The organism is Gilliamella sp. Occ3-1 (genome assembly GCF_001690655.1).
Lineage (GTDB): Bacteria > Pseudomonadota > Gammaproteobacteria > Enterobacterales > Orbaceae > Gilliamella > Gilliamella apicola_P.
In genome coordinates this window covers 61844-86801 of the sequence record NZ_LZHQ01000015.1, presented here as the reverse complement: position 1 = coordinate 86801, position 24958 = coordinate 61844, and the positions used below count along the sequence as shown (strand labels likewise).

Here is a 24958-nt window from a genome sequence, read left to right as displayed (position 1 = left end):
GAATTTAAAATAATCCCCATATATTGTGCACTACATTAAAAAATCATAATTCTATGATTTCTGTTAATAATTATCTTAATTAAAAAATTAGTGCTAGGAGATAACTAATGAAAATTCGTCCATTGCATGATCGTGTGATCATTAAACGTAAAGAAGTAGAATCAAAATCAGCTGGTGGTATTGTTTTAACTGGTTCGGCAGCAGGTAAATCAACTCGCGGAGAAGTTTTAGCTGTTGGTAATGGTCGCATTTTAGAAAATGGTCAAGTACAGCCGCTAGATGTTAAAGTGGGAGATATCGTAATTTTTAATGAAGGATACGGCGTTAAAACAGAAAAAATCGATAATGAAGAAGTGCTTATCTTATCTGAAAGCGATATTTTAGCGATTGTACAAGCATAACTGACAACTAATTTAATTTATATACAGAATTTAGGAGAAATACGAAGATGGCAGCTAAAGATGTGAAATTTGGTAATGACGCTCGCGCCAAAATGCTTAAAGGCGTTAATGTATTAGCCGATGCAGTTAAAGTAACATTAGGTCCAAAAGGACGTAATGTAGTATTAGATAAATCTTTTGGCGCACCAACCATTACTAAAGATGGTGTTTCTGTTGCTCGTGAAATCGAATTAGAAGATAAATTCGAAAATATGGGTGCGCAAATGGTTAAAGAGGTCGCATCTAAAGCAAATGATGCAGCAGGTGATGGTACAACTACTGCAACTGTTCTTGCTCAAGCGATTGTTAATGAAGGTTTAAAAGCTGTTGCTGCTGGTATGAATCCAATGGATTTAAAACGTGGTATTGATAAAGCAGTTGTTGCAGCTGTTGAAGAGCTTAAAAATTTATCTGCACCATGTGCTGATTCTAAAGCCATTGCTCAAGTAGGTACAATTTCAGCTAACTCTGATGAAACTGTTGGTACTTTAATTGCTCAGGCAATGGAAAAAGTAGGTAAAGAAGGTGTTATTACAGTTGAAGATGGCACTGGTTTACAAGATGAGCTTGATGTTGTTGAGGGTATGCAGTTTGATCGTGGTTACCTATCACCATACTTTATCAATAAACCTGAAACTGCAACTGTAGAATTAGATAGCCCATATATTTTATTAGCCGATAAAAAAATCTCTAACATCCGCGAATTATTACCATTACTTGAAGCTGTAGCTAAAGCAGGTAAATCTTTATTGATTATCGCAGAAGATGTTGAAGGCGAAGCACTTGCAACATTAGTTGTGAATACTATGCGTGGCATTGTTAAAGTTGCAGCTGTTAAAGCTCCTGGCTTTGGCGATCGTCGTAAAGCAATGTTACAAGATATTGCAATCTTAACCGCGGGTACTGTAATTTCAGAAGAAATTGGTTTAGAACTTGAAAAAACAACTCTTGAAGATTTAGGTCAAGCAAAACGTGTTGTAATCAATAAAGACAACACAACTATCATTGATGGTATTGGTGAAGAGTCATTAATCAATGCTCGCGTTGAACAAATTCGTAAACAAATCGAAGAATCAACTTCTGACTATGATAAAGAAAAACTTCAAGAACGCGTTGCGAAACTTGCTGGTGGTGTTGCTGTAATTAAAGTTGGTGCGGCAACTGAAGTTGAAATGAAAGAGAAAAAAGCCCGTGTTGAAGACGCATTACATGCAACTCGTGCAGCTGTTGAAGAAGGTGTTGTAGCCGGTGGTGGTGTTGCTCTTGTTCGTGCCGCAACTACTATTTCAGAACTTAAGGGTGCAAATGAAGATCAAAACGTTGGTATCAAAGTTGCACTTCGTGCGATGGAAGCTCCATTACGTCAAATCGTTACTAACTGCGGTGAAGAAGCATCTGTTGTTGTTAATGCTGTTAAAGGTGGTAAAGGTAACTATGGTTACAATGCCGCAACTGAAGAATATGGCGATATGATTGCAATGGGTATTTTAGACCCAACTAAAGTAACTCGTAGTGCATTACAATATGCTGCATCTGTTGCTGGTCTTATGATTACAACTGAATGTATGGTAACTGATTTACCTAAAGATGATAAGGCTGACTTAGGTGCCGCTGGTGGTATGGGTGGCATGGGTGGTATGGGCGGAATGATGTAATTCTCTTCGTCAGTACGAAATAATCTTATCAATACAGACCACTCGTTTATGCGAGTGGTTTTTTTATGGATTTTTTCTTTAGTTATATTTTCTCTTTATCAAATAACTGCAAAATAAAAATATACAATTAATTAAAAATACCAATAATAATTTAAATTTTTAATCGATTAAATAAAGTATAAATAATAATTTGTTATACCAGCAAAAAGCTTGCTCTATAATCGATGATTATCATTTATTTTTTAATTCTCCAATTTTGGATGACTGTTTTACTTGTCAAAATCAGATGTTAAATAGATAATAACATGATGAAAAGATGAAATTTATCTTTTCTATAAGATCAAATTATTGATCTAAACTTTATTTTTTATTTGAAATAGAATTTAAAGTAATTAAATAATAAGTGAATATATAAATAAGCAATAAGGAAATTGATCGGGAAAAAATTCAAAAATTTGATAGATTTAAAGAATATCTTCAATCAATTTCTAAAGAGATGTCTAAACATCGTATTGAGATGACTGATACCGAAGTATTTGCTGAATTACAACGTGTGTATGCTGACTTTAATAATGACCTTAATGATTTTATCGAAAAAAATAAAACCACTTACCGAACTCACCGATGCTTTATATAACTTACGCCAAAATGGTGAAACCCGAAATGCATTAGCTCAAATTAAAGCCGATCAAGAATGGTACGAAAAAAAGTAACGCAAAAAGCAAATGTGCAAAGTGAAATTGTTAATATTGAAAAAAAAATATCTGAATTAAAAAAAGAAATAGAGTTATTACAACAGGATAAAAAGTTTTTTGACCTAGGGAAAATTAAAGCTGCATCAAAAGCTAAAATTGTGACTAAATGAAGAAAAAATAGCTCAATTAAATCAACAAATAAAAAATAAAAATAAAGAATTAGATGATATTCAGATAGAAATTACAAAGCGTCACGAGCAACGCTCTGAATCAATCGATGTTGAGAAATTAAAAGAGTTACTAAATTTAACTTCAGAACAGCATACATTACGTCAAGCTGATATGGTTGAATCGGCATTAAAATTTGTGAATCAAGGTAAAGAGCGTTTTGGTGCAATTCGTAATCATCTTGAAAAAATTGTTAAACAGTTTGAAGGACTTAGTGACGATAATGGCAATATGATACAAATTTATGCCATTATGAACGAAGTGACCAAAAAAGTAGAGAAAGTCCATCGTGAACGTAGACAAGAGCTTGAGTATAAAGATGTTGGTGATAATTTGTTAGAGTCAATGAAGCTTGATGAAACACGCCGTAATTTGGATGAACACATTGATACTGTATCCACAGCAACTGTCGATACTATGCAAACCTATGGTGAATTAACAACTGAAGCTATTAAAATTCGTAATATGCAAGCAGCAACCAAAAAACAAGTTGAAAGTGCAAGAGCAATGCTACAAAATTTAGCGGAATTTGGTGATACCCAAAAAGAAGCGACTGAAATCAGCCGTGTGGCACTAGAAACAATGCGAGCAAATTTGGAAGAAATTGAAAAAATGTCCAAAGATGTTCAAAGTGATACACGAGAATTTATTGCGGTGACAGGTGATGTTTTATCAGAAAAATTTGAAACCCCAAAAGGTAGCTCACATACTAGTTCACCCTTTAAACTATAACAAAGGAATGCACAATGTATTTAGTTAGAGGGCGTGAATATTTAGGGCAATACCCTAATTTTACTTTAGTAGGAAGGGAATATGATTTAGAGAGAATATCGTCTATTCTCATACGAAAATCATCAAATTCTCTTTTGTTGACAGGCCCGCAGAGGTGTTTCAATGCTTACCCTTGGTTTATAGGCGGCTAAAAATAACCCAGATACACCATTTGATTTGATTGTAAAAAATTATTTTGGTTAAATGGTGATGCTCTTTTTTCTAGCGGCGATAGTACTAAGATAAATAATGAATTTCAAAGTATTTTAAAAAAGCTAATGCAAACTCCTGAGTCAGTGCTGATTATTACTGATACGGCTAATTTTTTAGAAACAGCACATAATACAGGTAATGCTCATTTTATAAATGCTCTTAACAACGCCGATAAATCAAATAATTTTCAAGTTATCCTCGAAGTTCGTGATGAGAAACTTAGTAGTGCGCTAAAGGCTAGCACGAATATGCCTGAACTTTACACTCTTTACGATGTCAAAGAATCTACTGGGGATAATTTAAATTCCATTGTTACTACTGTTGCAAAGGAGTTATCTGCATACCACAAAATTGAAGTGGATAAAGATGCTATTGATGAAGCGATACATTTAACCTGTAAATATCGTGATAGTTTAGATTTAGGTTGGGCACAGCCTCAACGTGCTATTTCATTACTTGATCGTGCACTTGCTAGTTATCGTCAACTTACACATAAACAACATCCAAAAATTGCTGAGTTAATGGGTAAGATCGAGAAAATTACTAGTGAAACAGAACAACATGATTTGCGACAGCAGCTTGAACAATGGCAGCAAAATTGGCAGAATTTAAAGTCTGAAATTAGCAAAACATATCAATATCAACGTGATGCTGAAACGTTACGCTTCAAACTGCAAGATGAAATCACCCAGTTACAAGAAGAAGAGGACAATAATAAAAATTCAGAATCAGTTACTATAAAGACATTTGCACAGTTAACAGCTGGAGGTTTTGACTCACTAGCAGTTTCTAAATTAAAGGAAAAAATTCGACAAATTGATGCAGAAATTGTACAAAATAATGAACAACATCAAAAATTGGTGATGCTAGCCAATAAAGATTTGCGACTAAATCGCCAAGAAGTAATTGCTGAATTTAGCAAAGTTTCAGGTATATCAGCAAACAAATTAGATGAGAATGAAGTGGAAAACATGATTAATTTGGAGGCAAATTTATTATCGCGAATTTTTGGTCAAGATAACATTGTTAAACATGTCGCCAATTCGGTGAAGGTTGCTAAAGTTGACACGCTTGAAGAATCAGGCCCTGCAATGTCTTACCTATTTTTAGGCCCATCTGGTGTAGGTAGAACTGAAATGGCCAAAGCTTTAGCGGAATATGTTTACGGTGATGAAAAATCGTTGGTTCGCTTTGATATGTCAGAATATATAAAAACATGCTGTTGCAAAATTAATTGGTGCACCTCCAGGATATGAAGGATTTGAAGCAGGGGGAATTTTAACAAACTTAGTTAGAACAAAACCGGTTGGAATCTATTTATTTGATGAGATTGAAAAAGCACATCCTGATGTCTTTAATATCTTTTTACAGATCTTATCGGACCGACGATTAACCGATAATGTCGGTCGAACTGTCGATTTTTTTTGATATCATGATTATTATGACCTCAAATATTGGACAATCTTACTATTTGGATCCTAATCTTTCTGACGATGCTGCATGTGAATTAGCGACAAATGAACTGAATAATACTTATCGTTCAGAAATGCTTAATCGTTTTAATGGACGTGAAAATATTCTTCATTTTAAACGCCTACCAATGGAAGTTATTGAACGGATTATTCGTCGAGAAATTGACAAATTAAATCAATCATATAGTCATCGTGGCTACACTATCGAAATAAAAGATTCTTGTATCAGTACATTCTGTCACGATCATTATGATATCATTCGTGGTGCCCGAGGATTGCCAGGTTATATAAAAACCAATGTTAGACCATTTATTGTTAATCATATTTTGCAGAATCCTCATGATCAAGGAGTGTTTAAAGCAATTTATAATCAGCATACACACAGTTTTGATATGGAATTTTATAAAAATTAAAGAGAGATAAGATAGAGTTAGTTCTCTATAACCTTTATTAAGGAAAGTGATTGGTTTCGGGCGTTATTTAAATTTGGATAAAATATACCAATCAATAAAACGTTCGAAACCTAACAGTACAAAAAGTATTTTTATTTGAAACATTAAATAGAAAGATGTTGATAAAGAGTTATTACTCCAATAGAAATAAGTACTAACCCGCCCAAAAGCTCAGCCCGTTTACCAATTAAACAGCCAATTTTATTACCCAATAATAATCCAATAGTAACCATTAAACAGGTTGCTATCCCAATCATTGTTGCAGCAAAAAAGATATTGACGTTTGCTAATGCTAGTCCAATCCCAACAGCAAATGCATCTATACTGGTTGAAATTGCTGTGAAAATTAACATTAGAAAAGATTTTTTTGATGATGTTAATTCACGGCAATTTCCATCTGACTGTTTCTGGCTGTTATATATCATATTAATGCCTAAAAATAGCATGACAATAAATACAACCCAATGCTCCCATTGTTCAATATATTGCAACGCAATATAACCAACTAACCAACCAAGCAAGGGGGTAATAGTCTCAACAACACCAAATAGAATACCAATTTTTAATGCGCCTAAAATTGGTGTTGATTTAAGTGAAATCCCACGACAAACGGCGACAGCAAAAGCGTCGGTTGACATTGCTAGTGCTAATAATAAAATAGCCCAAAAATTCATGACATATATTCTTGCTTATAATTATTAAAAATTTATTACTATTATAATAATGGCTGATGATTTATTTATTTGTTACTGAAAATAGATAATTTGCTATTTTTTTATCACCTTTGTTTTTATAAAGTTCAGCTGTTTTTATAACGTTGTCTCGACGATTAGCATCATATTGAAAAAGTTGCTTAAACATTAAGTCAGCTATTTTTTTATCATTATTTTGGATTGCACAATAACCATATTGTTCATAAGCATCAGCTTTCCAACGATGACGATCGAACTCAATACTCTGTTCAAATTGTTTTTTTGCTTCTTGATAACGATCTCGACCACATAAAAAAGAACCATAATGGACATGATATAATCCATTACTTGGTTGCATTAGAGTAATACGTTTGTAAATCATCTCTGCTTCGTTGTATTCACCAACATGTTGATCAAACATTGCCATGGCTAACATAACTTGGGGATTATTTGGAGAGTATTGTGCAGCTAATTTTAGATTATAATGTGCTACTTTAATATTTTCTTCTGACTCATTTGCTTTAGCAAGATATCCTAATCCAAGTCGCATCCTAGCCAAAGCGGCTTTTTCTGGATCAAATTCATTGTTGGTTTTCATTTGGCAACCCGCTAATACTATCATCAAAAAATAGCTAGATATAATTAACAATTTCTTCATCTATCTCTCCTTTTTATAAAGATTTATCCTTATGCTGTTTGCTTAATAAGGTTCTGCTTTTTATAAAGAGTTCTTTTAGTGCGGTCAACAACTTCACCAGCTAACTGGCCACAAGCAGCGTCGATATCATCCCCCCGTGTTTTACGAACTATTACGGTAAATCCATATCTCATTAATGTTTTCATAAAGCGATCAATTCGAGTATTTGAACATCTTGAATAAGGCGCACCAGGAAACGGATTCCAAGGAATTAAATTAATTTTGCTAGGTACATTTTTTAAGAATTGAGCAAGCTCATGGGCATGTTCAATGCCATCGTTAATTTGATTAAGTAATACATATTCAATAGTTACTTTTCCGTGATTTGCGTTTGAAGAAGAAAGATAACGCAAAATTGAATCACGTAGCATAGACATATTGTACTTTTGGTTAATTGGCATAATTTCACTACGAATAGTATCATTAGGGGCATGAAGCGATATCGCTAGCGCCACATCAATCATACCGGCTAGCTTATCTAAAGCGGGAACAACCCCTGATGTCGATAAAGTTACACGCCTTTTTGATAAACCATAGCCAAAATCATCTAACATAATTTCCATAGCTGGTGCAACATTAGATAAATTCAGTAGCGGCTCACCCATACCCATCATAACTACATTAGTAATGGGTCTATCTGCTAATTTTCCTGTGACTCCAATTGCATTTGAAGCACGCCATACTTGGCCAATAATTTCAGAAACGGTTAAATTACGATTAAATCCTTGCTGAGCAGTAGAACAAAATTTACACTCTAATGCGCAACCTACTTGTGATGAAACACATAATGTTGCTCGATCACGTTCAGGAATATAAACAGACTCAATAAGTTGGTTATTACCAACATCAAGTGCCCATTTTATTGTGCCATCAGAAGAACGCTGTTCTATGGCAATCTTAGGAGCTTTAATTTCTGCTAAAGTCTTTAGTTGTTCACGTAGTTTTTTATTGATATCCGTCATTTGATCGAAATTATCTATACCAAAATGATAGATCCATTTCATTACTTGATCAGCTCGAAACGGTTTTTCACCAAGTGATATAAAAAACTCTCTTAATTGTTGGCGTGTGAAGTTTAGTAAATTTATTCTTTCGTTTATAGAATTAGTTTTATTAAGATTCATTGTATTGGCAGCGTCTAAATAATTTTCAGACGCATTAGATGTAGATGTTGTTAACATAAGGCCTCGTTTTTACACATTGTGGCTATTTCATTTTTTAGGAAAAGGATTATACTGTTTTTAACTTAATCTGGCTAATAGAATATTGGCAATGTTTGAAAGATGAAAAAATCAACGATATTAAAAAAGATAGGTGGATTGACTTTAAACTTATCTTTACTTCTATTTCCTAATTTTACCATGGCACAACAGATCACATTAAATAAATTGATTGGACAGTTTGACGAAAAAAAAGATAATGGTTTCATCGCTTTAGACTCGACTATACTACCTGTTAATAAAAAAGGAATGTATCTACAAAAAGAACCAACCGAACAACTTATAAAAGCCTACAATGACTTTCAAAAAGTTCACCCAGATATTCCTTTTATCATAGTAAGCGCAACGCGAAATTACACTTACCAAAACGGTATTTGGCAACGGAAATGGGATGCTTTATCAACTAAAATAAATGATCCAGAAAAAATTGCTGAAAAAATTCTAAAATTTTCGTCAATGCCTGGCACCTCAAGACATCATTGGGGAACAGATATTGATATTACCAGTGTTTCATCAACATATTTTAAAGATGATAAAAAAGGCATCATTCTATATAAATGGCTTCAAAAAAATCTATCTAAATATGGATTTTGCCAAGCTTTTAATGAGGGACGCAAAGGTGGGTATCAACCTGAAGAATGGCACTGGTCATATAAACCTATCGCTAGCCAATATATTGACCAATACAAAACTATATTGAAAAGTGAGCCAGAAGTTATTATAAAAGCTTTAAGTTTTATAGGGCACGATAAAATCAGTCTGGAAAGCCTTGTTAAAGAGTATGTATTAACTGTTAATCCCGATTGTTATTAATATATTTTTATTATTAAAGTTTTCTCCAATAAGGCAAACATATTGTTACAACAAGACCACCACCATCACGATTAGTTGCTTGGATAGTACCGTTATGCATAATGACAGTCTTTCTAGCAATTGCTAGTCCTAAACCATAACCTTTACCTAATTGTGGAGACTGAATTCGGACAAATGGTTCAAAAATACTGGATAACTTATTTTCTTCAACACCAGGACCTCGATCTTTAACCTCAATTTGTAAATACTTACCTGTTTCTTTTAGTGAAACTTCTACGGCTTGCTCAGCTTTTGAAAAACGAATAGCATTGCGGATAATATTTTCAACAGCACGACGTATTTGTTCTGAGTTACCTTTAACAATTGGATGAGAAATAGATGATAAAGTAAAATGTACTTCAATTAACTGGTGATTAGCTTCATAATTAGCATCATTGATTACTACACTTATTAAGTCTTTTAAATCAAAATATTCATCAGTACGATTATTCATTTCAGCACGGGAATAATTTAGAATTTCTCCAATTAACTGATCTAAACGTTCTGACTCTAACTCTATTCTAGCTAAAGATGTATCAATATTTTGTTTATTTTGTTGAGCAAGTCCAATTGCTAACTGCAATCGAGCAAGAGGAGTTCTAAGTTCGTGAGAAACATCATGAAGGAGAGACTGACGATCAGAAAGCAAGATATTAAGTTGCTCAACCATCATATCAAAATCTTTTCCTAATTCACTAAGTTCGTCACGTCTAGGTTTTAGTTTATTGAATAATCTGACAGAAAGATCTCCTTGAGATACCTTAAAAAAGCCTTGCCTTAATAATCTCATTGGTCTAGTTAAATTCCATGCTAGAAAAAGACTAAAAACAAGTCCAACGCATATGCCAACTAATACAATTGGCAATGGCATGTTAAACAATGCCTTTTTAACATGATCCTCTTTATCCTCTTTAAATGAAACAGAATAAAGAGTTCCATCAGGGGCGACTGTCATACGCTGATAAGCATATGTAGGTGTTTCTAATTCATCGGTTAAAATATTAACTTGATCATTCAGAGGGGAAACTAATTTTATTGACAACAAATTTCTCTCTCGTTCGGGTAAATGTGCTATAAAATTAAGTGTTTCATCCTCACCTGCCACATGTAATAGCTGAGCGATCATATCGACTTTTGTGGGTAAATGATTGAGGAATCTTTGATTTTTATTTTCTACATAAATAGAAAACGCAATCCAAGTCAATTCGAAGGTAAGACAAAAAATGACCTCAAACATGATGAGTATTTTCCAAAATAATCGATGATTCATATCAAGCCTATTAATTCATTAACGAATACGATAACCGACAGCTCTAATCGTTTCTATTGTCACATCATTTTGTGCAACTTGATGTAATTTTTGGCGAATATTGCTAATATGAACATCAACACTACGATCGTAAAGTTCTCTTGCTCTCCCAAGCCCAATTTCAGATAATTCTTCTTTAGTTACTACACGCTCGCTATGTTTTACTAATAAAACTAATAAATTAAACTCGGTTGATGTCAGATCAATCACTTGTCCATTCCAAGTACAAAGTCGTTGTGGTAGATCTAACATTAAACCATTAAAATGGTATTTTTTATCATCAACCATTTCGACCGAACGTTCATCAAAACGTCGCAAAACTGCACGTAATCTTGCTAATAACTCACGCGGATAACATGGTTTTGGAATGTAATCATCAGCACCTAATTCCAAACCCAAAACGCGATCAATATTATCACCTTTAGCAGTTAACATAATAACAGGCATATTACATTGTTGACGGATGCTTTTAAGGACATCAATACCATTAATATCTGGTAACATAACGTCTAAAATTGTTGCACGATATTTACCTGATAGCGCTTCATCAATACCATCTTTGCCTAAATAGACACTTTTGATATTAAAACCTTCATTAGTCAAATATTCGCTAAGCATTTGTGATAATTCTATATCATCATCTATTAATAAAATATTTATCATAATCGCCATCGTTATCCAATTATAGTTATTTATATTATTGCAATAATTAAAAAAAAGTCAGGCTATTTTACTAAAATATTACATATTTTGAACTATTCCTGATGCTTTAATTTACTATTTTAATAATGTAGAAAAGAATTATGTTACTTATACTATGTAACATAAATTTTAACCTAAAAATATAAGTAATTGAGCGTTGATCATACAATCACATAATTCAAGTCTCAATAAGATATAATAAAATAATATTTATATGATTTTTAAATTTTTTATTCATATAATTTATACTTTATAAATAAAATATAGAGATAAAAAATGAAACAACAAGTGATCTGGTAAGAATAAATTTTGTGAGTTTCTAAGTTTACTTAATTTAACTTGTACAAAGACAGTATTTATACTGAATATCATCATATTATATAAATGGTTTTATTGAAAATACATTAAATTTATACCATTATCGATTCATATGTGACCAATTGGCGTATTTTTTAAAAATTATACTGGACAATTTTATTTTTTATGCGTAATATTTCGTCCTGTTTATATGGTGGCTATAGCTCAGTTGGTAGAGCCCTGGATTGTGATTCCAGTTGTCGTGGGTTCGAATCCCATTAGCCACCCCATTTTATAGAATGAAAAAATATCTAACGGCGAGTAGCGCAGCTTGGTAGCGCAACTGGTTTGGGACCAGTGGGTCGGAGGTTCGAATCCTCTCTCGCCGACCAATTTTCAATAAAAAGCCTGCTTGTTGAGTGAGCTTTTTTATTATCTTATAAACAGTTAACTGGTGCTTGAAGATTGATACAATTTATAGTGGCATTGTAAAAACCTAATTTTTATTATAAAACTAACGTAGGGAATTATGCTACTTTTTTAGGATGTTATATTCAATGGGCATCATGTTATTTAATGCCTTATGCAGTCTTTAAGTATTATAAATGGTTAGCCATTCTTCAGATACTCTCCTTGCTTGCTCTAGATTATTAAAAAGATATAAATCTAACACTTCGATTCAATAAGTTCGGTTAAATTTTTCAATATAACCGTTTTAATATGGGCTACCAAGCCCAATATAATCAATGGTGATACCGTGTGATTTTGCCCAATTGATAAACGTTTCCCCCCGTAAATTCTGAACTATTATCGACTCGTATTTTTAACGGATACCCATAACATTCAGCCAACTTGTCCAAATAGAGAACCACTCTATCGGCAGGTAAACTGACCGCAATATTAATATCTAATGCTTCTCGATTCAAGTCATCAATAACGTTGAATCTTTTAAAACGGCGTTGATTTTTGGCTACTGTCACTCATAAAATCCATTGACCAATATTTATCCTATTTATTAGGACGCGATAACTTTTCAGGGGTTCTGAGGGGAATATGTTTTTTAGCTATATCGCTTATATAAAAGTAATCATTGAATCATCGGGTAATTTAGGTTGATAATAGTAGGCACAACTATTTAATCTCACAATAGCACAGCTCTTGTCAACTAAGTTTGATTTAGTGGCTTATAGCTCTTTTGCCCATATTTTTCGTTCCTTGGTGGTTACTACGGCTTTTTTATGATTTCTTCTTGAAGCTGCTAAGTGTTTGATATCTGAACTTTCTATACCGCCGTATTTTTCTCGCCATTTATAAAAAGTGGAGTTGCCCATGCCATATTTACGGCAAAGTTCTTTAATGCGAATAACAAATTCAGCTTCTTTTAATATCGATACGATTTGGTGCTCTGCTATTTTTTCATGTGTCAATCCTCTTTTACTTTTATCATAGAGAATTTTCTACGTCAGTTGTGTACTAAAAATGGGGTATTTACAATAATTATCACAATAATATTTGTTTATAATAATACAAACAACAGAAATAAATATCTACGTTTAGCTTACTTAAACTTTCATTCTAATCAAAAATAATATAAACGCATATAACACCACGTTATCAATTCGTTGCCTACAAAAATAATTCTTATCGGACTTGTTTTATGGCGATATTTTGTTTTAATAGATAAAAATATTTCTTTATATAACCTCTACTTATAGGAAATAAATTATGAAAAATGTTGGTTTTGTCGGATGGCGTGGAATGGTGGGCTCTGTGCTTATGCAACGTATGGTTGAAGAGCATGATTTTGATTATATCAATCCTGTTTTCTTTTCTACTTCTCAAGCAGGTCAAGCAGCCCCAACTTTTGGTGGAAAAACAGGTATATTACAAAGCGCAAATAATATTGATGCTTTAAAGGCATTAGATATTATTGTCACTTGCCAAGGTGGTGATTATACCTCAGAGATTTACGCAAAATTACGTGCAACAGGTTGGCAGGGTTATTGGATTGATGCAGCTTCAACGTTACGCATGGAAGATGATGCAATTATTGTTCTTGATCCTGTAAACAAAGCTAATATTCATGCTGCTTTAAATAGAGGTATTAAAACTTTTGTAGGCGGTAACTGTACGGTTAGTTTGATGTTAATGTCATTAGGTGGGTTATTTGCTGAAAATCTTATAGATTGGGTTTCTGTTTCGACTTATCAAGCGGCATCTGGTGGTGGTGCTCGCCATATGCGTGAGCTATTAACTCAAATGGGTATGCTAAATGCCGAAGTAGCAAAAGAGTTACAAGATCCGCATTCCTCTATTTTGGATATTGAGCGTAAAGTGACACAAAAAATGCGTGATGGTAGTTTACCTACTGATAATTTTGGTGTGCCATTAGCAGGAAGTTTAATTCCTTGGATCGATAAAGCGTTAGATAATGGACAAAGTAAAGAAGAGTGGAAAGGGCAAGCCGAAACCAATAAAATTTTGGGAACAAGTCAGATTATTCCTGTTGATGGACTTTGTGTTCGTATTGGAGCTTTGCGTTGTCATAGTCAATCGTTTACGATTAAATTGAAAAAAGATATTAGTGTGCCAGAAATTGAAAAGCTTCTTGCTGCACACAATGATTGGGTAAAAGTCGTGCCGAATGATCGTGATGTTTCGATGCGTGAACTTACCCCAGCAGCAGTAACAGGCACTTTAACAACACCTGTTGGGCGCTTACGTAAATTGAATATGGGCAAAGATTACCTTTCTGCTTTTACGGTTGGTGACCAATTATTATGGGGTGCGGCTGAACCATTACGTAGAATGTTACGCATTTTAGCCTAATTAGAAATAAAATAGAAAAACCCGATTTATCGGGTTTTTTATAACAATAGATTATGGTTCTTTTTCATTCAATAACGTCACTAATAGTGATCCATTAAATAAAGCTTGCTGCACTAATGCAAATGCGCCAATTGCTGAGCTGTCGTTAAGGGAAGAACAAGTGATAGTTAGGTTTTTCCGTAATCCCTCTAAGCTTTGAGTATTTAATGCACTATTAACAGCAGTTAATAGTATTTCGGGCGACTTGGTAAGTTCTCCTGCTAACACAATTCGCTGTGGGTTAAAGATGTTAACCATAATTGCAACTGCTCTACCAAGATTTTCACCTGCATCCTTAACTAACTTAGTAGCTAGTTCATCGCCTTGATTAGCATACTGACAGATATGATATATATCACAGTGTTCTAATGTTAACTTCGATATATAACCTTGCTCAATCATCTGTTTAGCTCGGTATTCAATTGCTTTATTTACAACTCGGTTTTCCAAGCAACCGAAGTTACCACAATGGCAACGTTCACCTAATGTATCTACTTGAATGTGCCCAACTTCACAAGCGCTTTGATTGTGGTTAGTAAGCAACTGTTGATTAACGATAACACCAGAGCCTACCCCGCGATGTACTCGGATTAAAATAGAATCATCAACATGTTGTGTTGAACCAAAATAACTTTCGGCTAATGCTAGACTTTGAATATCATTTCCTAGAAAAATAGATACATTGAATTCCTTTTGTAGTATTTCGCCTAAAGCCCACTCTTTTACTTGAATATGTGGAGTGTATCGGACAATGCCATTAACTGAGTCAATCAAGCCAGGGAGTACAATAGATATTGCAACTAAATATTTTATTTTTTTGCTGTTTACCTGAATAAATTCTTTAATCAATGCAATTAAATATTCTTGAACTTGTTGTTGAGTAAAATTGATAAGTGAGCATCTTTTTGATGTAAGGCATTTAGCCCCTAAATCAAAAAGCTCTATTGTGACGTGGGATCGACTTAATTGTACGGAAATTGCTTGGTAATGCCCAAACTTAGCTTCGATTGAAACTGCAGGCCGTCCCCCCGTTGATTGTTGTGCATCAACTTCTTTAATTAATTTTTTTTTAAGAAGTTGACGGGTTATTTTGGTAATGCTTGCAGGGGCTAATTGGCTGATTTCGGCCAATTGAATACGAGAAACAGGTGCTTGCTGAACAATCAAACGGTAAATCATTGCATAATTTAGCTGTTTGATTAATTCAGCATTGCCAACTAAGTTCAGATAATTGAATTCCATATATTACTCAATGTTTTTCATTAATTAACTGATATTCTAGCGACTCACTTCTCCATTAACAACAGTTTTAATTATTGTAAAGTCACGATTAAATACAACAAGGTTCGCAATTTTACCCTCACTAATACTACCAAGATTTTTATCCACTCCGATTGCTTTGGCAGGATAAAGTGTTGCCATTCTTAATGCTTCATCTAATGCAATACCTACATATTGAACAGCATTTTTTATTGCATCAATCATAGTTAATGCTGAACCACCAAGTGTGCCATTTTCATCAATACAGCGGCCATCTTTATAATAAATGGTTTTGCCTGCAAATACGCCTGATTCTAAATTAGAACCTGCAAGTAACATTGCATCAGTAACTAAAATTAAATGATTTTGTTTTATTTTGTGACTATTGCGAATATTTGCCCAACTGACATGTTGACCATCAGCAATAATGCCTACATAAACTTCAGGTTCATCATAAATTGCGCCAACTACGCCAGGTTCGCGCCCAGAAATATAAGGCATGGCATTAAATAGGTGGGTACCTAAACGAATGCCATCGTTAAATCCACGACGACAATCATCGTAGTGACCATTCGAATGCCCAACAGATACATGAATACCTGCGTTAACCAATTGTTTAATGAAATAACTTTCAACTTTTTCTGGTGCTAAAGTTATAATTTTAATCACATCAGCATTTTCGCATAGAAAATCAATCATTTTTTGCGATGGTTGGCGGATAATATTTTCGTCATGAATGCCTTTCTTTTCAGGATTGATGTAAGGACCTTCAAGGTGTAAACCTAGTGCTTGGTTAGGATGCAAGGTCAAATATTCACGCATCACTTCAACTGCCTTTATCATAAATTCATCAGTTGATGTAATTAATGTAGGCAAATAGCTAGTACAGCCAGAAATAAGATTTGTGGCCTGCATGGCTTCTAATGTTTCAACGCTCAGTGCATCAAGCGTTTCATTAAATTGCACACCACCACAACCATTAACTTGGATATCGATAAATCCAGGTGCAACAAGTGCACCTTGTAAATTTTCAATTTTGAAATCTGTAGGTAATTCGTTTTGTTTACAGACTTTTGTAATTTTATCACCATCAATAATAACAGCGTGGTTATCAAGGATCTCATAACCTGTATAAAAACGGCAATTTGTTAATGCATACATTGAATTATCCTTTATAAAACGGTCACTTTAAGATTATCAGCTTCCATTTGTTTAAAATATTTTAGTGTTTTCACTTTCAGATCATCAGTACTTGGTTCATCACAAACAATAATTGATGCAGGATGCATTTGTAGTGCAGTGACAGTCCAAAGGTGATTAACAGACCCTTCAACACCAGCTTGTAATGCTAAACTTTTATTATGACCACAAACTAATAAAATAACTTCCTGTGCATCCATTAAAGTTGCAACACCAATGGTTAACGCATGTTTTGGTACTTGATTCACATCATTATCAAAAAAGCGAGAATTAGCAATGCGTGTATCTTCAGTTAATGTTTTGATGCGTGTACGTGAACAAAGTGAAGATCCCGGTTCATTAAAAGCGATATGTCCATCTTGACCTACCCCCCCAACAAAGATATTAATTTTACCGTAAGCTTTGATCTTCGCTTCATATTGACGGCACTCTTGCTCAATATCTGGCGCATTACCATTTAATATATGGATATTGTTCTTATCAATATCAATATGATTGAAAAAGTTTTCGTACATAAATGTGTGGTAGCTTTGTGGATGCTCTTCTGGAATACCAACATATTCATCCATATTAAAGGTTACAACATGTTTAAAGCTGACGTTACCTGCTTTATATTGTTTAATTAATTGTTGATACATAACTAATGGTGAACTACCTGTTGGCAGCCCCAATAAAAATGGACGATCTGCGGTAGGCTTAAACTCATTAATTTTATTAACAATACGCTGTGCAACCCAGGCACCGACTTCTTGTGCATTTTCTAAGGGAATAAGTCTCATGTGCTGTTACCTCTTGTGATATAATTAAAAACTTTTTTCTTGAAATAAAATATGTTGTCTTTATTTTACTATATTAAACTAATTAATCAAAAAAAATGGTGATTTGAATCACAAAAAAAGAACAATTAATTTGTGAAGTAAAATAAATAATATAAAGTGGAATAATAATACTTAATTATCATCACTTAAAGATGTAAAATTTTATTACTTTTTATTATATACCCCTAATAACTATATGAGGTTAAACTTATGGGAATTTTAGCTTATATGCAACGTATTGGGCGTTCGCTTATGGTGCCAGTGGCCGTCCTACCTGCTGCTGCAATATTACTAGGGATTGGTCAGTGGATTAGTCATATGGAGTGGGTTAGTCATGTAAACTTGTTTGGACTTATGGAATGGGATGCTAGCATTGTTGCTAAATTTTTAATGACATCTGGTAGTGCGATTCTTAGTAATATGCCAATACTGTTTGCTATTGGTGTGGCTTATGGTATGTCTAAAGATAAAGATGGTGCAGCTGCACTTTCTGGTTTAGTAGGTTTTTTAATTATAACTACCTTATTATCACCGAAATCTATTGCTTTCTTTCAGGGAATAGACACAGAGGTCGTTAAAGATTGGCAAAAACTAGTGCCGCCGGCATTTAATAGCATCAACAACCAATTTATTGGTATTCTTGTTGGTATTATTTCAGCCGAGCTTTACAATCGTTTTAGTCAGGCTGAATTACATAAAGCATTAGCATTTTTTAGCGGTAAAAGGCTAGTACCTATTATCGTATCGATAGTTATGTTATTGGTTTCTGCTGTTTTATATTTTATCTGGCCATCTATTTATGATGCATTAGTCGCTTTTGGTAAATATATTAAAGATTTAGGTTCAGTGGGTGCTGGTATTTATGGGTTCTTCAATCGTCTATTAATTCCTGTTGGTTTACATCATGCTTTAAACTCAGTATTCTGGTTTGACGTGGCTGGTATCAACGATATTCCTTATTTCATAGGTGGACAAACCTCTATTAATGCGGGTAATGCCGTTGTAGGTGTTACTGGACGTTATCAGGCTGGATTTTTCCCTGTTATGATGTTTGGTCTGCCTGGTGCCGCACTAGCTATGTACCATACGGCTAAAAAAAGCAACAAAGATAAAACTGCATCAATCATGTTTGCGGCTTCTATTGCTGCATTTTTTACTGGTATTACTGAACCACTAGAATTTGCCTTTATGTTTGTTGCGCCAGTACTTTATTTTTTACATGCGGTTTTAACGGGTATCTCACTTTATATTGCAGCCGCAATGCAATGGATATGTGGATTTGGTTTTAGTGCAGGTCTGATTGATATGGTACTTCAATCAGTTAATCCCCTTGCTGTCCATTGGTATATGTTAATCTTTCAAGGTTTAGTATTCTTTGCGGTCTACTATTTAGTATTCCGTTTTGTAATTGTAAAATTCAACCTTAAAACACCGGGTCGTGAAGATGAAGTAGAAACAACCCAAAGTGAAGCGGAAAAATCAACGCAAGGAAATACAGATACAACAAAACTTGCAGAGCAATATTTAGCAGTTGTTGGAGGTAAAGAAAACCTAACCAATATTGATTCTTGTATTACACGTTTGCGTTTAGGTGTTAATGATTCGGAGCTTATTGATGAACAAGCTACTAAAGCACTTGGTGCAATGGCAGTAATAAAATTAGGCAAAACAGGGGTACAAATTGTGGTTGGTCAGCAAGCAGAAAAGATTGCAGATCAAATGAAAAAGCTAGTTAATTAAAATAAGAGTTAAATCAAATTAAACCATAATCCACTCCTATTTAAGTATAGTGAAAAAATAGAGTGGATTATTTATTTGATTTAATCATATACAAAATACTATTAGTAGTATTTATAAATAATCAGAAAAATCAAATAAAACAAATAGTCTTATTGAACGATTTTTGTTTAGGTATAATGCCTATTATTGCGGTGTAATATGTTGTATTTTAGTCTAGAATTAGAACCGAAAAATTACATCTTGAAGAGTTAATAATTGAGTTAATAACTGATTATTAATGACTTTACTAGGAATAGTATGAGGTATTTGAATTAGATTTCTCGATTTGAGTGAAGATTCACATACGTACACATCATCAATATCATAAAGCTCAAGCATATTAAAAGTTGCAATATAATCACGCATTAAAATTTTATGGGGTTGTTGTTCTGGTAATAAATGGAATACACCATCATCAATAAAAAAAACAGAAATATGGTTAATAGCTGATGTAGCCAATGCTATATCAAGAGCTTCTCGGCCTTTGGCATTTCCGTGAGGTGGTGAGCTAATAATAATTGCTAATTTTTTCATTTCAGTATCTTAAGTTAAAACTGAATAGTTCGATCTGTTGTTGCAATTGATTCACTTAGTTCTCCAAGGCCAGTTAAATGAAAATAATCCGCGAGATTATTTTTAATAACGCCACGCCTCTGAGCGGCAGCAACACAAACAGTTAAAGTTAAAGGATATGTTTTTGCTAATTCCTGCCATGCAGAGATTAAATCAAATTCATCATTAGCGGGATCAGTATAACCGTTTCCATTATAAACACCATCAGAATAAAAAAAGACATTTTTTATAGTATGAGGAGTATGCGATAGTAAAACTTGTGCAAATTGATATGCACAATAAGCAGATTGGGTCCCATAAACAGGACCCATAACAACAAGAGTATAACTTAATGAATTAATCAAATTAGTTAGCCGATTGTTCTTGTTCTTGAGTTTGAGCTGGTTCTATCTCTTGAGTTTTATCATTTTTATCGCCATCAATACCAAGCAATTCAACTTCAAAAACTAATGTTGATGCAGGTTGGATTCCCGCTGTATCTTTTTGACCAGGAAGACTTTGGTCACCATAAGCTAAATCGGGTGGTACAACAAGTTTGATTTTACCGCCAACACCAATTAATTGAATCCCTTCAGTCCAACCTTTAATAACACCATTAAGAGGGAATGTAGCTGGTTCACTACGATCATAAGAACTATCGAATTTACGTCCATCAATTAGTGTTCCTGTATAATGAACAATGACCGTATCTTGAGCTGTTGGATGACGGTCTGAGCCTTCTTGAATGATTTGATAAAGTAATCCTGATTTTGTTTGTTTTACACCATCTTGTTTAGCAAATTCTGTACGGAATTTATCACCAGATGTTGTATTTTCAGCTTTTTCTTTTTCAAAACGTGCTTTGCTTTCTTCTTGAATTCGTTTACCAAACGCATCTAATATGGTTTTAACTTCATCTTTTGAAAGTTGAGATGCATCAAGGAATGTCTCATTAAAACCACTAATTAAATATTTCTGATCTGGTTTAATTTCATTTTGTTCTAAATTAGACTTCATGTATGTTGCAAATGATGAACCTAATGCATAGGCTTCTTTTTGTGCATCAGTTGAAATTGTTATTTTATTTGATGAATTTTTATCATCACAACCAGTTAATGCTAATACAATTGCGCTGCTTACTAAAGTCATTTTTATCAATGATTTCATTCTACCTCTCCAAGTTATAAACTTTTAATGTGATTATTTTAGTTATTATATCTGATTTGATATAAGATAATAAGTGTTTACAAATCTTTTATTTTATAATTTTATATTAATACATTGATAATATATTAAGGCAAGTAATATTTCGCAATTTAAATCATCCTTGAGTGAAAGCAGTATCCTCAGTTATAATGTGAAAAATTTATAGTAAATAATGTATAAGGATAGCTATTTTGACTACCGAACTTAATACCCTTGATGTTGAAGAAATCATCAGCCTGTTACCTCATCGTTATCCATTTTTAATGGTAGACCGAGTTCTTAGTTACGAAAAAGGTAAAACATTAAAAGCAATAAAAAATGTTACTGTGAATGAGCCATTCTTTCAGGGGCACTTTCCAAATAAACCTATTTTCCCAGGAGTTTTGATTTTAGAGGCAATGGCTCAAGCTACAGGAATATTGGCTTTCAAAAGTATTGAAGAGCTATCACCAGGTCAACTTTATTATTTTGCTTCCATTGATAAAGCACGTTTTAAACGCCCTGTAGTGCCGGGAGACCAACTTATGCTCGATGTTGAATATATTAAAGAGCGCCGTGGTATTGCATTATTCCATGGTGTTGCAACTGTCGATGGTAAGTTAGTTTGCGAAGCTGAAATGATGTGTGCTCGTAAATAATTGCTTGTTTTTTAGCATTTCCCTAAAAATAGTATTAAGGAATAACTATGGCAATGGAGATACATCCAAGCTCAGTGATTGAAAAGGGAGCAAAAATTGGCGATAACGTCAAAATCGGCCCTTTTTGTTTTATTGGTGAGAATGTAGAAATTGGTGACGGGACTTTTTTAAAATCACATGTTGTCATCAATGGGCATACAAAAATCGGTAAAGATAATCAAATTTATCAATTTGTCTCGATTGGTGAGGTAAACCAAGATTTAAAATACCGTGGAGAGCCAACACGCACTGAAATTGGCGATCGCAATATGATTCGTGAAAGCGTAACTATTCACCGTGGCACTGTTCAAGGTGGTGAATTAACGCGTATTGGTAGCGATAATTTATTGATGATTAATGCACATGTTGCACACGATTGTCATATTGGTGATCACTGTATTTTAGCAAATAACGCCACTTTAGGTGGGCATGTTCAATTAGATGATTATGTAATTATTGGTGGAATGACAGCCGTTCATCAATTTTGTGTGATCGGATCACATGTTATGGTCGGTGGTTGTTCAGGTGTTGCTCAGGATGTTCCACCTTATGTTATTGCACAAGGGAATCATGCAACCCCCCATGGCGTAAATTATGAAGGCTTAAAACGTAGAGGGTTTAGCAAAGATGCTTTGCAGGCGATTCGCAGTAGTTATAAAATCCTTTATCGAAATGGCTTAACGTTGGAAGAGGCAAAAGTTGAAATTGAAACCATTGCCAAACAACACCCTGAAATCCAATTATTTATTGACTTTTTTGCCCGTTCAACGCGTGGCATCATCCGTTAATGACCAATAAACCATTAACTGTAGCTTTAGTCGCTGGAGAAACCTCTGGCGACATTCTTGGAGCAGGTCTAATTCGTTCACTCAAACATCATCATCCTAATATTCATTTTGTTGGTATTGCAGGTCCTAAAATGCAAGCCGAAGGCTGTGAAGCTTGGTATGAAATGGATGAGTTATCAGTGATGGGCATTGTTGAAGTTTTGGGGCGATTACGCCGAATTTTAGCAATTCGCAAAGATATTACTAGACGTTTAATTGCACTTAAGCCTGATATATTTATTGGCATTGACGCACCTGACTTTAATCTTTCTTTAGAAGGTAAGCTAAAACAAGCAGGCATTAAAACAATCCATTATGTGAGTCCATCGGTTTGGGCTTGGAAACAAAAACGCGTTTTCAAAATTAAGCGTAATACTAATCTTATTTTAGCTTTTTTACCTTTTGAAAAAGCCTTTTATGATAAGTTTGATGTTCCTTGTCGTTTTATTGGCCATAAAATGGCAGATGATATCCCACTTAATCCAGATCAAACAGCAATGCGCAAACAATTAGGTATTCCACTAGATTGTCGTTGCTTAACTTTATTGCCAGGTAGCCGTCATGCTGAAGTAACATTATTATCTGCGCCCTTTTTAAAAGCAGCACTGTTATTACGCCAACGCTACCCAGATTTGCATATTTTAGTACCTTTAGTTAACGCAAAAAGACGACAAGAATTTGAGCAGATTAAAACAGACATTGCTCCCCAACTTGAAATGAAGTTATTAGATGGTCATGCCCGCAAAGCAATGATTGCAAGTAATGCGTCAATCTTGGCTTCGGGTACTGTGGCATTAGAATGCATGCTAGCTAAATGTCCAATGGTTGTTGGCTACAAAATGAAGCCATTTACCTTTTGGCTTGCTAAAAAATTGATTAAAACACCTTATGTTTCATTACCGAATATTTTAGCGAGTAAAGAGATTGTACCAGAATTATTACAACAAGATTGCACTCCTGAAAATATTGTTAAGCGCATTATCCCTTTTTTAGAAGGTGATAATGTAGAGCTAAAACAGACATTTTTATCTTTGCATAATCAAATTCGTTGTAATGCTGATGAACAAGCTGCTAAAGCTGTGCTCGATGTATTAAAGGAGCCACATTGCTAGAGTTTATCTATCCAGATGCCACCTTAATCGCAGGGGTTGATGAAGTTGGGCGAGGTCCGCTTTGTGGCGATGTTGTTACCGCTGCAGTTATTTTAGATCCTAACAAGCCCATTAAAGGCTTAACTGATTCTAAAAAACTAACCGAAAAAAAACGAGAACATCTATTTGATATTATTAAACAAGAGGCATTAGCTTGGTGTATTGCAAGAGCATCGGTTGATGAAATTGATAAATTAAATATATTACATGCCACCATGCTTGCTATGCAACGGGCGGTATCAGGATTACCCATAAAACCCAATTTTGTATTAGTCGATGGCAACCGTTGTCCTGATTTTGGCATTCAAGCTCAAGCAGTTATTAAAGGAGATTTGTTGGTTGCAGAAATTAGTGCTGCTTCAATTCTAGCTAAAGTTACTCGTGATCGTGAAATGGTTGAGCTTGATAAATTATATCCACAATACGGTCTTGCTAAACATAAAGGCTATCCAACCAAAGCACATTTAGCTGCAATTGAGCAGCATGGTGTTAACCATTTGTATCGTAAAAGCTTTGCACCCGTTAAGCGTTTAACATGACTTTAATTTACCATTTTTTATCAACGGTTGTTAGCAATGGCGAATTAAAAATAGCAACGGGAGAAATAACCGTTTCTTGATAAGGAATATTGTCGCCATAACGTTCTTTTAATTTTTGTTTTACTGTAGGCGATGAAAGATTAAAATCATTGATAGTTTGCAATTGACCTATTTTCAAATTAAGTGCCTTATCATAAATTTTCCAGACTAGCTCAGAACAATAGATATAACGATTGTCCCAACCAAACCAGATATCATAAGGTTTTCTTTCCAAACTACTTGCGACTTACTTTAATTTAGCAATTTCGTTATTGGATAAATTGTAATTTTTTAAATGTCTTATGATGTAGCTTTTTATTTTTTACCACGTGCAATCCAACTATGTA

At 34.1% G+C, this 24958-nt stretch carries 27 protein-coding genes, 2 tRNA genes and 1 pseudogene; 16 read left to right on the top strand and 14 right to left on the bottom strand.

The window, feature by feature from the left end; genetic code table 11:
• Positions 1-107: 107 nt before the first annotated feature.
• The 7 genes and pseudogenes from A9G43_RS04835 (at position 108) to A9G43_RS04815 (ending at position 5887) form a co-directional block, all read left to right on the top strand.
• On the top strand, positions 108-401 hold the full coding sequence (locus A9G43_RS04835) for a co-chaperone GroES (protein ID WP_034915350.1): 294 nt from the start codon (positions 108-110) through the stop codon (positions 399-401).
• 47 nt (positions 402-448) lie between these two features.
• Positions 449-2095 (top strand): chaperonin GroEL, encoded by a 1647-nt coding sequence (groL, locus tag A9G43_RS04830; protein ID WP_065607100.1) that lies wholly within the window; start codon positions 449-451, stop codon positions 2093-2095.
• Between the two features lie 557 nt (positions 2096-2652).
• Positions 2653-2808 (top strand): hypothetical protein, encoded by a 156-nt coding sequence (locus tag A9G43_RS11020; RefSeq protein WP_176701697.1) that lies wholly within the window; start codon positions 2653-2655, stop codon positions 2806-2808.
• A complete protein-coding gene (locus A9G43_RS11015) occupies positions 2790-2960 on the top strand; it encodes a hypothetical protein (RefSeq protein WP_176701696.1) in 171 nt (56 codons plus the stop codon). Before A9G43_RS11020 ends, A9G43_RS11015 begins: the two co-directional genes overlap by 19 nt.
• A 172-nt stretch (positions 2961-3132) precedes the next feature.
• On the top strand, positions 3133-3750 hold the full coding sequence (locus tag A9G43_RS04825) for a hypothetical protein (protein ID WP_065607098.1): 618 nt from the start codon (positions 3133-3135) through the stop codon (positions 3748-3750).
• 317 nt (positions 3751-4067) lie between these two features.
• Positions 4068-5430: pseudogene (locus A9G43_RS04820) on the top strand (AAA family ATPase).
• Entirely contained in the window at positions 5402-5887 is a 486-nt protein-coding gene (locus A9G43_RS04815; protein ID WP_065607094.1) for an ATP-dependent Clp protease ATP-binding subunit, read from the top strand. The pseudogene A9G43_RS04820 and the gene A9G43_RS04815 overlap by 29 nt, the downstream one beginning before the upstream one ends.
• 143 nt (positions 5888-6030) lie before the next feature.
• Here the strand turns inward: A9G43_RS04815 and A9G43_RS04810 are convergent, their stop codons facing one another.
• From A9G43_RS04810 to A9G43_RS04800, 3 genes are all read right to left on the bottom strand, one after another.
• Positions 6031-6600: a manganese efflux pump MntP gene (locus A9G43_RS04810; protein WP_065607092.1), complete on the bottom strand. Its 570-nt coding sequence runs from the start codon at positions 6598-6600 to the stop codon at positions 6031-6033.
• Between the two features lie 61 nt (positions 6601-6661).
• The gene (locus tag A9G43_RS04805; protein ID WP_065607090.1) at positions 6662-7276 is read right to left on the bottom strand and encodes a hypothetical protein; all 615 of its coding nucleotides are present in this window, start codon (positions 7274-7276) and stop codon (positions 6662-6664) included.
• Positions 7277-7305: 29 nt separating this feature from the next.
• A complete protein-coding gene (locus A9G43_RS04800; protein WP_304363218.1) occupies positions 7306-8439 on the bottom strand; it encodes a bifunctional tRNA (adenosine(37)-C2)-methyltransferase TrmG/ribosomal RNA large subunit methyltransferase RlmN in 1134 nt (377 codons plus the stop codon).
• 159 nt (positions 8440-8598) lie between these two features.
• On the opposite strand from A9G43_RS04800, the gene A9G43_RS04795 reads away from it, so the two are divergent.
• On the top strand, positions 8599-9348 hold the full coding sequence (locus A9G43_RS04795) for a M15 family metallopeptidase (protein ID WP_065607086.1): 750 nt from the start codon (positions 8599-8601) through the stop codon (positions 9346-9348).
• A gap of 13 nt (positions 9349-9361) precedes the next feature.
• On the opposite strand, the gene A9G43_RS04790 is transcribed toward A9G43_RS04795, so the two are convergent.
• The gene (locus A9G43_RS04790) at positions 9362-10624 is read right to left on the bottom strand and encodes an ATP-binding protein (protein WP_218058615.1); all 1263 of its coding nucleotides are present in this window, start codon (positions 10622-10624) and stop codon (positions 9362-9364) included.
• 51 nt (positions 10625-10675) lie between these two features.
• A complete protein-coding gene (locus A9G43_RS04785) occupies positions 10676-11356 on the bottom strand; it encodes a response regulator transcription factor (RefSeq protein ID WP_065607129.1) in 681 nt (226 codons plus the stop codon).
• Positions 11357-11909: 553 nt separating this feature from the next.
• Here A9G43_RS04785 and A9G43_RS04780 point away from each other — a divergent pair.
• Together A9G43_RS04780 and A9G43_RS04775 are read left to right on the top strand one after the other, a co-directional pair.
• Positions 11910-11985: transfer RNA gene (locus tag A9G43_RS04780), tRNA-His, on the top strand.
• A gap of 25 nt (positions 11986-12010) precedes the next feature.
• Positions 12011-12087: transfer RNA gene (locus A9G43_RS04775), tRNA-Pro, on the top strand.
• 351 nt (positions 12088-12438) lie between these two features.
• On the opposite strand, the gene A9G43_RS04770 is transcribed toward A9G43_RS04775, so the two are convergent.
• Positions 12439-12675 carry a hypothetical protein gene (locus tag A9G43_RS04770; RefSeq protein ID WP_081298023.1) on the bottom strand — a complete coding sequence of 79 codons (237 nt, stop codon included), beginning with the start codon at positions 12673-12675 and terminating at the stop codon, positions 12439-12441.
• A 204-nt stretch (positions 12676-12879) separates the two neighbouring features.
• Positions 12880-13122, bottom strand: a complete 243-nt coding sequence (locus tag A9G43_RS04765) for a transposase (RefSeq protein ID WP_065607082.1) — start codon at positions 13120-13122, stop codon at positions 12880-12882.
• A 298-nt stretch (positions 13123-13420) separates the two neighbouring features.
• On the opposite strand from A9G43_RS04765, the gene asd reads away from it, so the two are divergent.
• Positions 13421-14524: an aspartate-semialdehyde dehydrogenase gene (gene asd / locus A9G43_RS04760; RefSeq protein WP_065607080.1), complete on the top strand. Its 1104-nt coding sequence runs from the start codon at positions 13421-13423 to the stop codon at positions 14522-14524.
• A 51-nt stretch (positions 14525-14575) separates the two neighbouring features.
• Here the strand turns inward: asd and A9G43_RS04755 are convergent, their stop codons facing one another.
• From A9G43_RS04755 to nagB, 3 genes are read right to left on the bottom strand one after another with little or no spacing between them, the layout of a single operon-like run.
• Positions 14576-15805, bottom strand: a complete 1230-nt coding sequence (locus A9G43_RS04755; protein ID WP_065607078.1) for an ROK family protein — start codon at positions 15803-15805, stop codon at positions 14576-14578.
• Between the two features lie 36 nt (positions 15806-15841).
• Positions 15842-16984: an N-acetylglucosamine-6-phosphate deacetylase gene (gene nagA, locus A9G43_RS04750; RefSeq protein WP_065607076.1), complete on the bottom strand. Its 1143-nt coding sequence runs from the start codon at positions 16982-16984 to the stop codon at positions 15842-15844.
• 11 nt (positions 16985-16995) lie between these two features.
• A complete protein-coding gene (nagB, locus tag A9G43_RS04745; protein WP_065607074.1) occupies positions 16996-17802 on the bottom strand; it encodes a glucosamine-6-phosphate deaminase in 807 nt (268 codons plus the stop codon).
• A gap of 249 nt (positions 17803-18051) precedes the next feature.
• Between nagB and nagE the strand changes: the two genes are divergently transcribed.
• The gene (gene nagE, locus A9G43_RS04740) at positions 18052-19581 is read left to right on the top strand and encodes an N-acetylglucosamine-specific PTS transporter subunit IIBC (RefSeq protein ID WP_065607072.1); all 1530 of its coding nucleotides are present in this window, start codon (positions 18052-18054) and stop codon (positions 19579-19581) included.
• Positions 19582-19800: 219 nt separating this feature from the next.
• On the opposite strand, the gene tusC is transcribed toward nagE, so the two are convergent.
• Genes tusC through fkpA form a run of 3 tightly spaced genes read right to left on the bottom strand, consistent with a single transcriptional unit; the run spans position 19801 to position 21339 of the window.
• A complete protein-coding gene (tusC, locus tag A9G43_RS04735; protein ID WP_065607070.1) occupies positions 19801-20154 on the bottom strand; it encodes a sulfurtransferase complex subunit TusC in 354 nt (117 codons plus the stop codon).
• A 14-nt stretch (positions 20155-20168) separates the two neighbouring features.
• Complete coding sequence (tusD, locus tag A9G43_RS04730) at positions 20169-20534, bottom strand: sulfurtransferase complex subunit TusD (RefSeq protein WP_081298026.1); 366 nt, start codon at positions 20532-20534, stop codon at positions 20169-20171.
• A gap of 4 nt (positions 20535-20538) precedes the next feature.
• Complete coding sequence (gene fkpA / locus A9G43_RS04725) at positions 20539-21339, bottom strand: FKBP-type peptidyl-prolyl cis-trans isomerase (RefSeq protein WP_065607068.1); 801 nt, start codon at positions 21337-21339, stop codon at positions 20539-20541.
• 230 nt (positions 21340-21569) lie between these two features.
• Between fkpA and fabZ the strand changes: the two genes are divergently transcribed.
• The 4 genes from fabZ to rnhB are packed head-to-tail and all read left to right on the top strand — an operon-like array spanning position 21570 to position 24572.
• Entirely contained in the window at positions 21570-22016 is a 447-nt protein-coding gene (gene fabZ, locus A9G43_RS04720; protein ID WP_034910827.1) for a 3-hydroxyacyl-ACP dehydratase FabZ, read from the top strand.
• A gap of 47 nt (positions 22017-22063) precedes the next feature.
• Positions 22064-22843 (top strand): acyl-ACP--UDP-N-acetylglucosamine O-acyltransferase, encoded by a 780-nt coding sequence (lpxA, locus tag A9G43_RS04715; RefSeq protein ID WP_065561633.1) that lies wholly within the window; start codon positions 22064-22066, stop codon positions 22841-22843.
• Entirely contained in the window at positions 22843-23994 is a 1152-nt protein-coding gene (gene lpxB / locus A9G43_RS04710) for a lipid-A-disaccharide synthase (RefSeq protein WP_065561634.1), read from the top strand. Before lpxA ends, lpxB begins: the two co-directional genes overlap by 1 nt.
• Positions 23988-24572, top strand: coding sequence for a ribonuclease HII (gene rnhB, locus A9G43_RS04705; protein WP_065561635.1), 585 nt, complete (start codon positions 23988-23990; stop codon positions 24570-24572). The genes lpxB and rnhB overlap by 7 nt, the downstream gene beginning before the upstream one ends.
• Positions 24573-24579: 7 nt before the next feature.
• Here the strand turns inward: rnhB and A9G43_RS04700 are convergent, their stop codons facing one another.
• Positions 24580-24846, bottom strand: coding sequence for a YiiX/YebB-like N1pC/P60 family cysteine hydrolase (locus tag A9G43_RS04700; protein ID WP_141674023.1), 267 nt, complete (start codon positions 24844-24846; stop codon positions 24580-24582).
• Positions 24847-24958 lie beyond the last annotated feature (112 nt).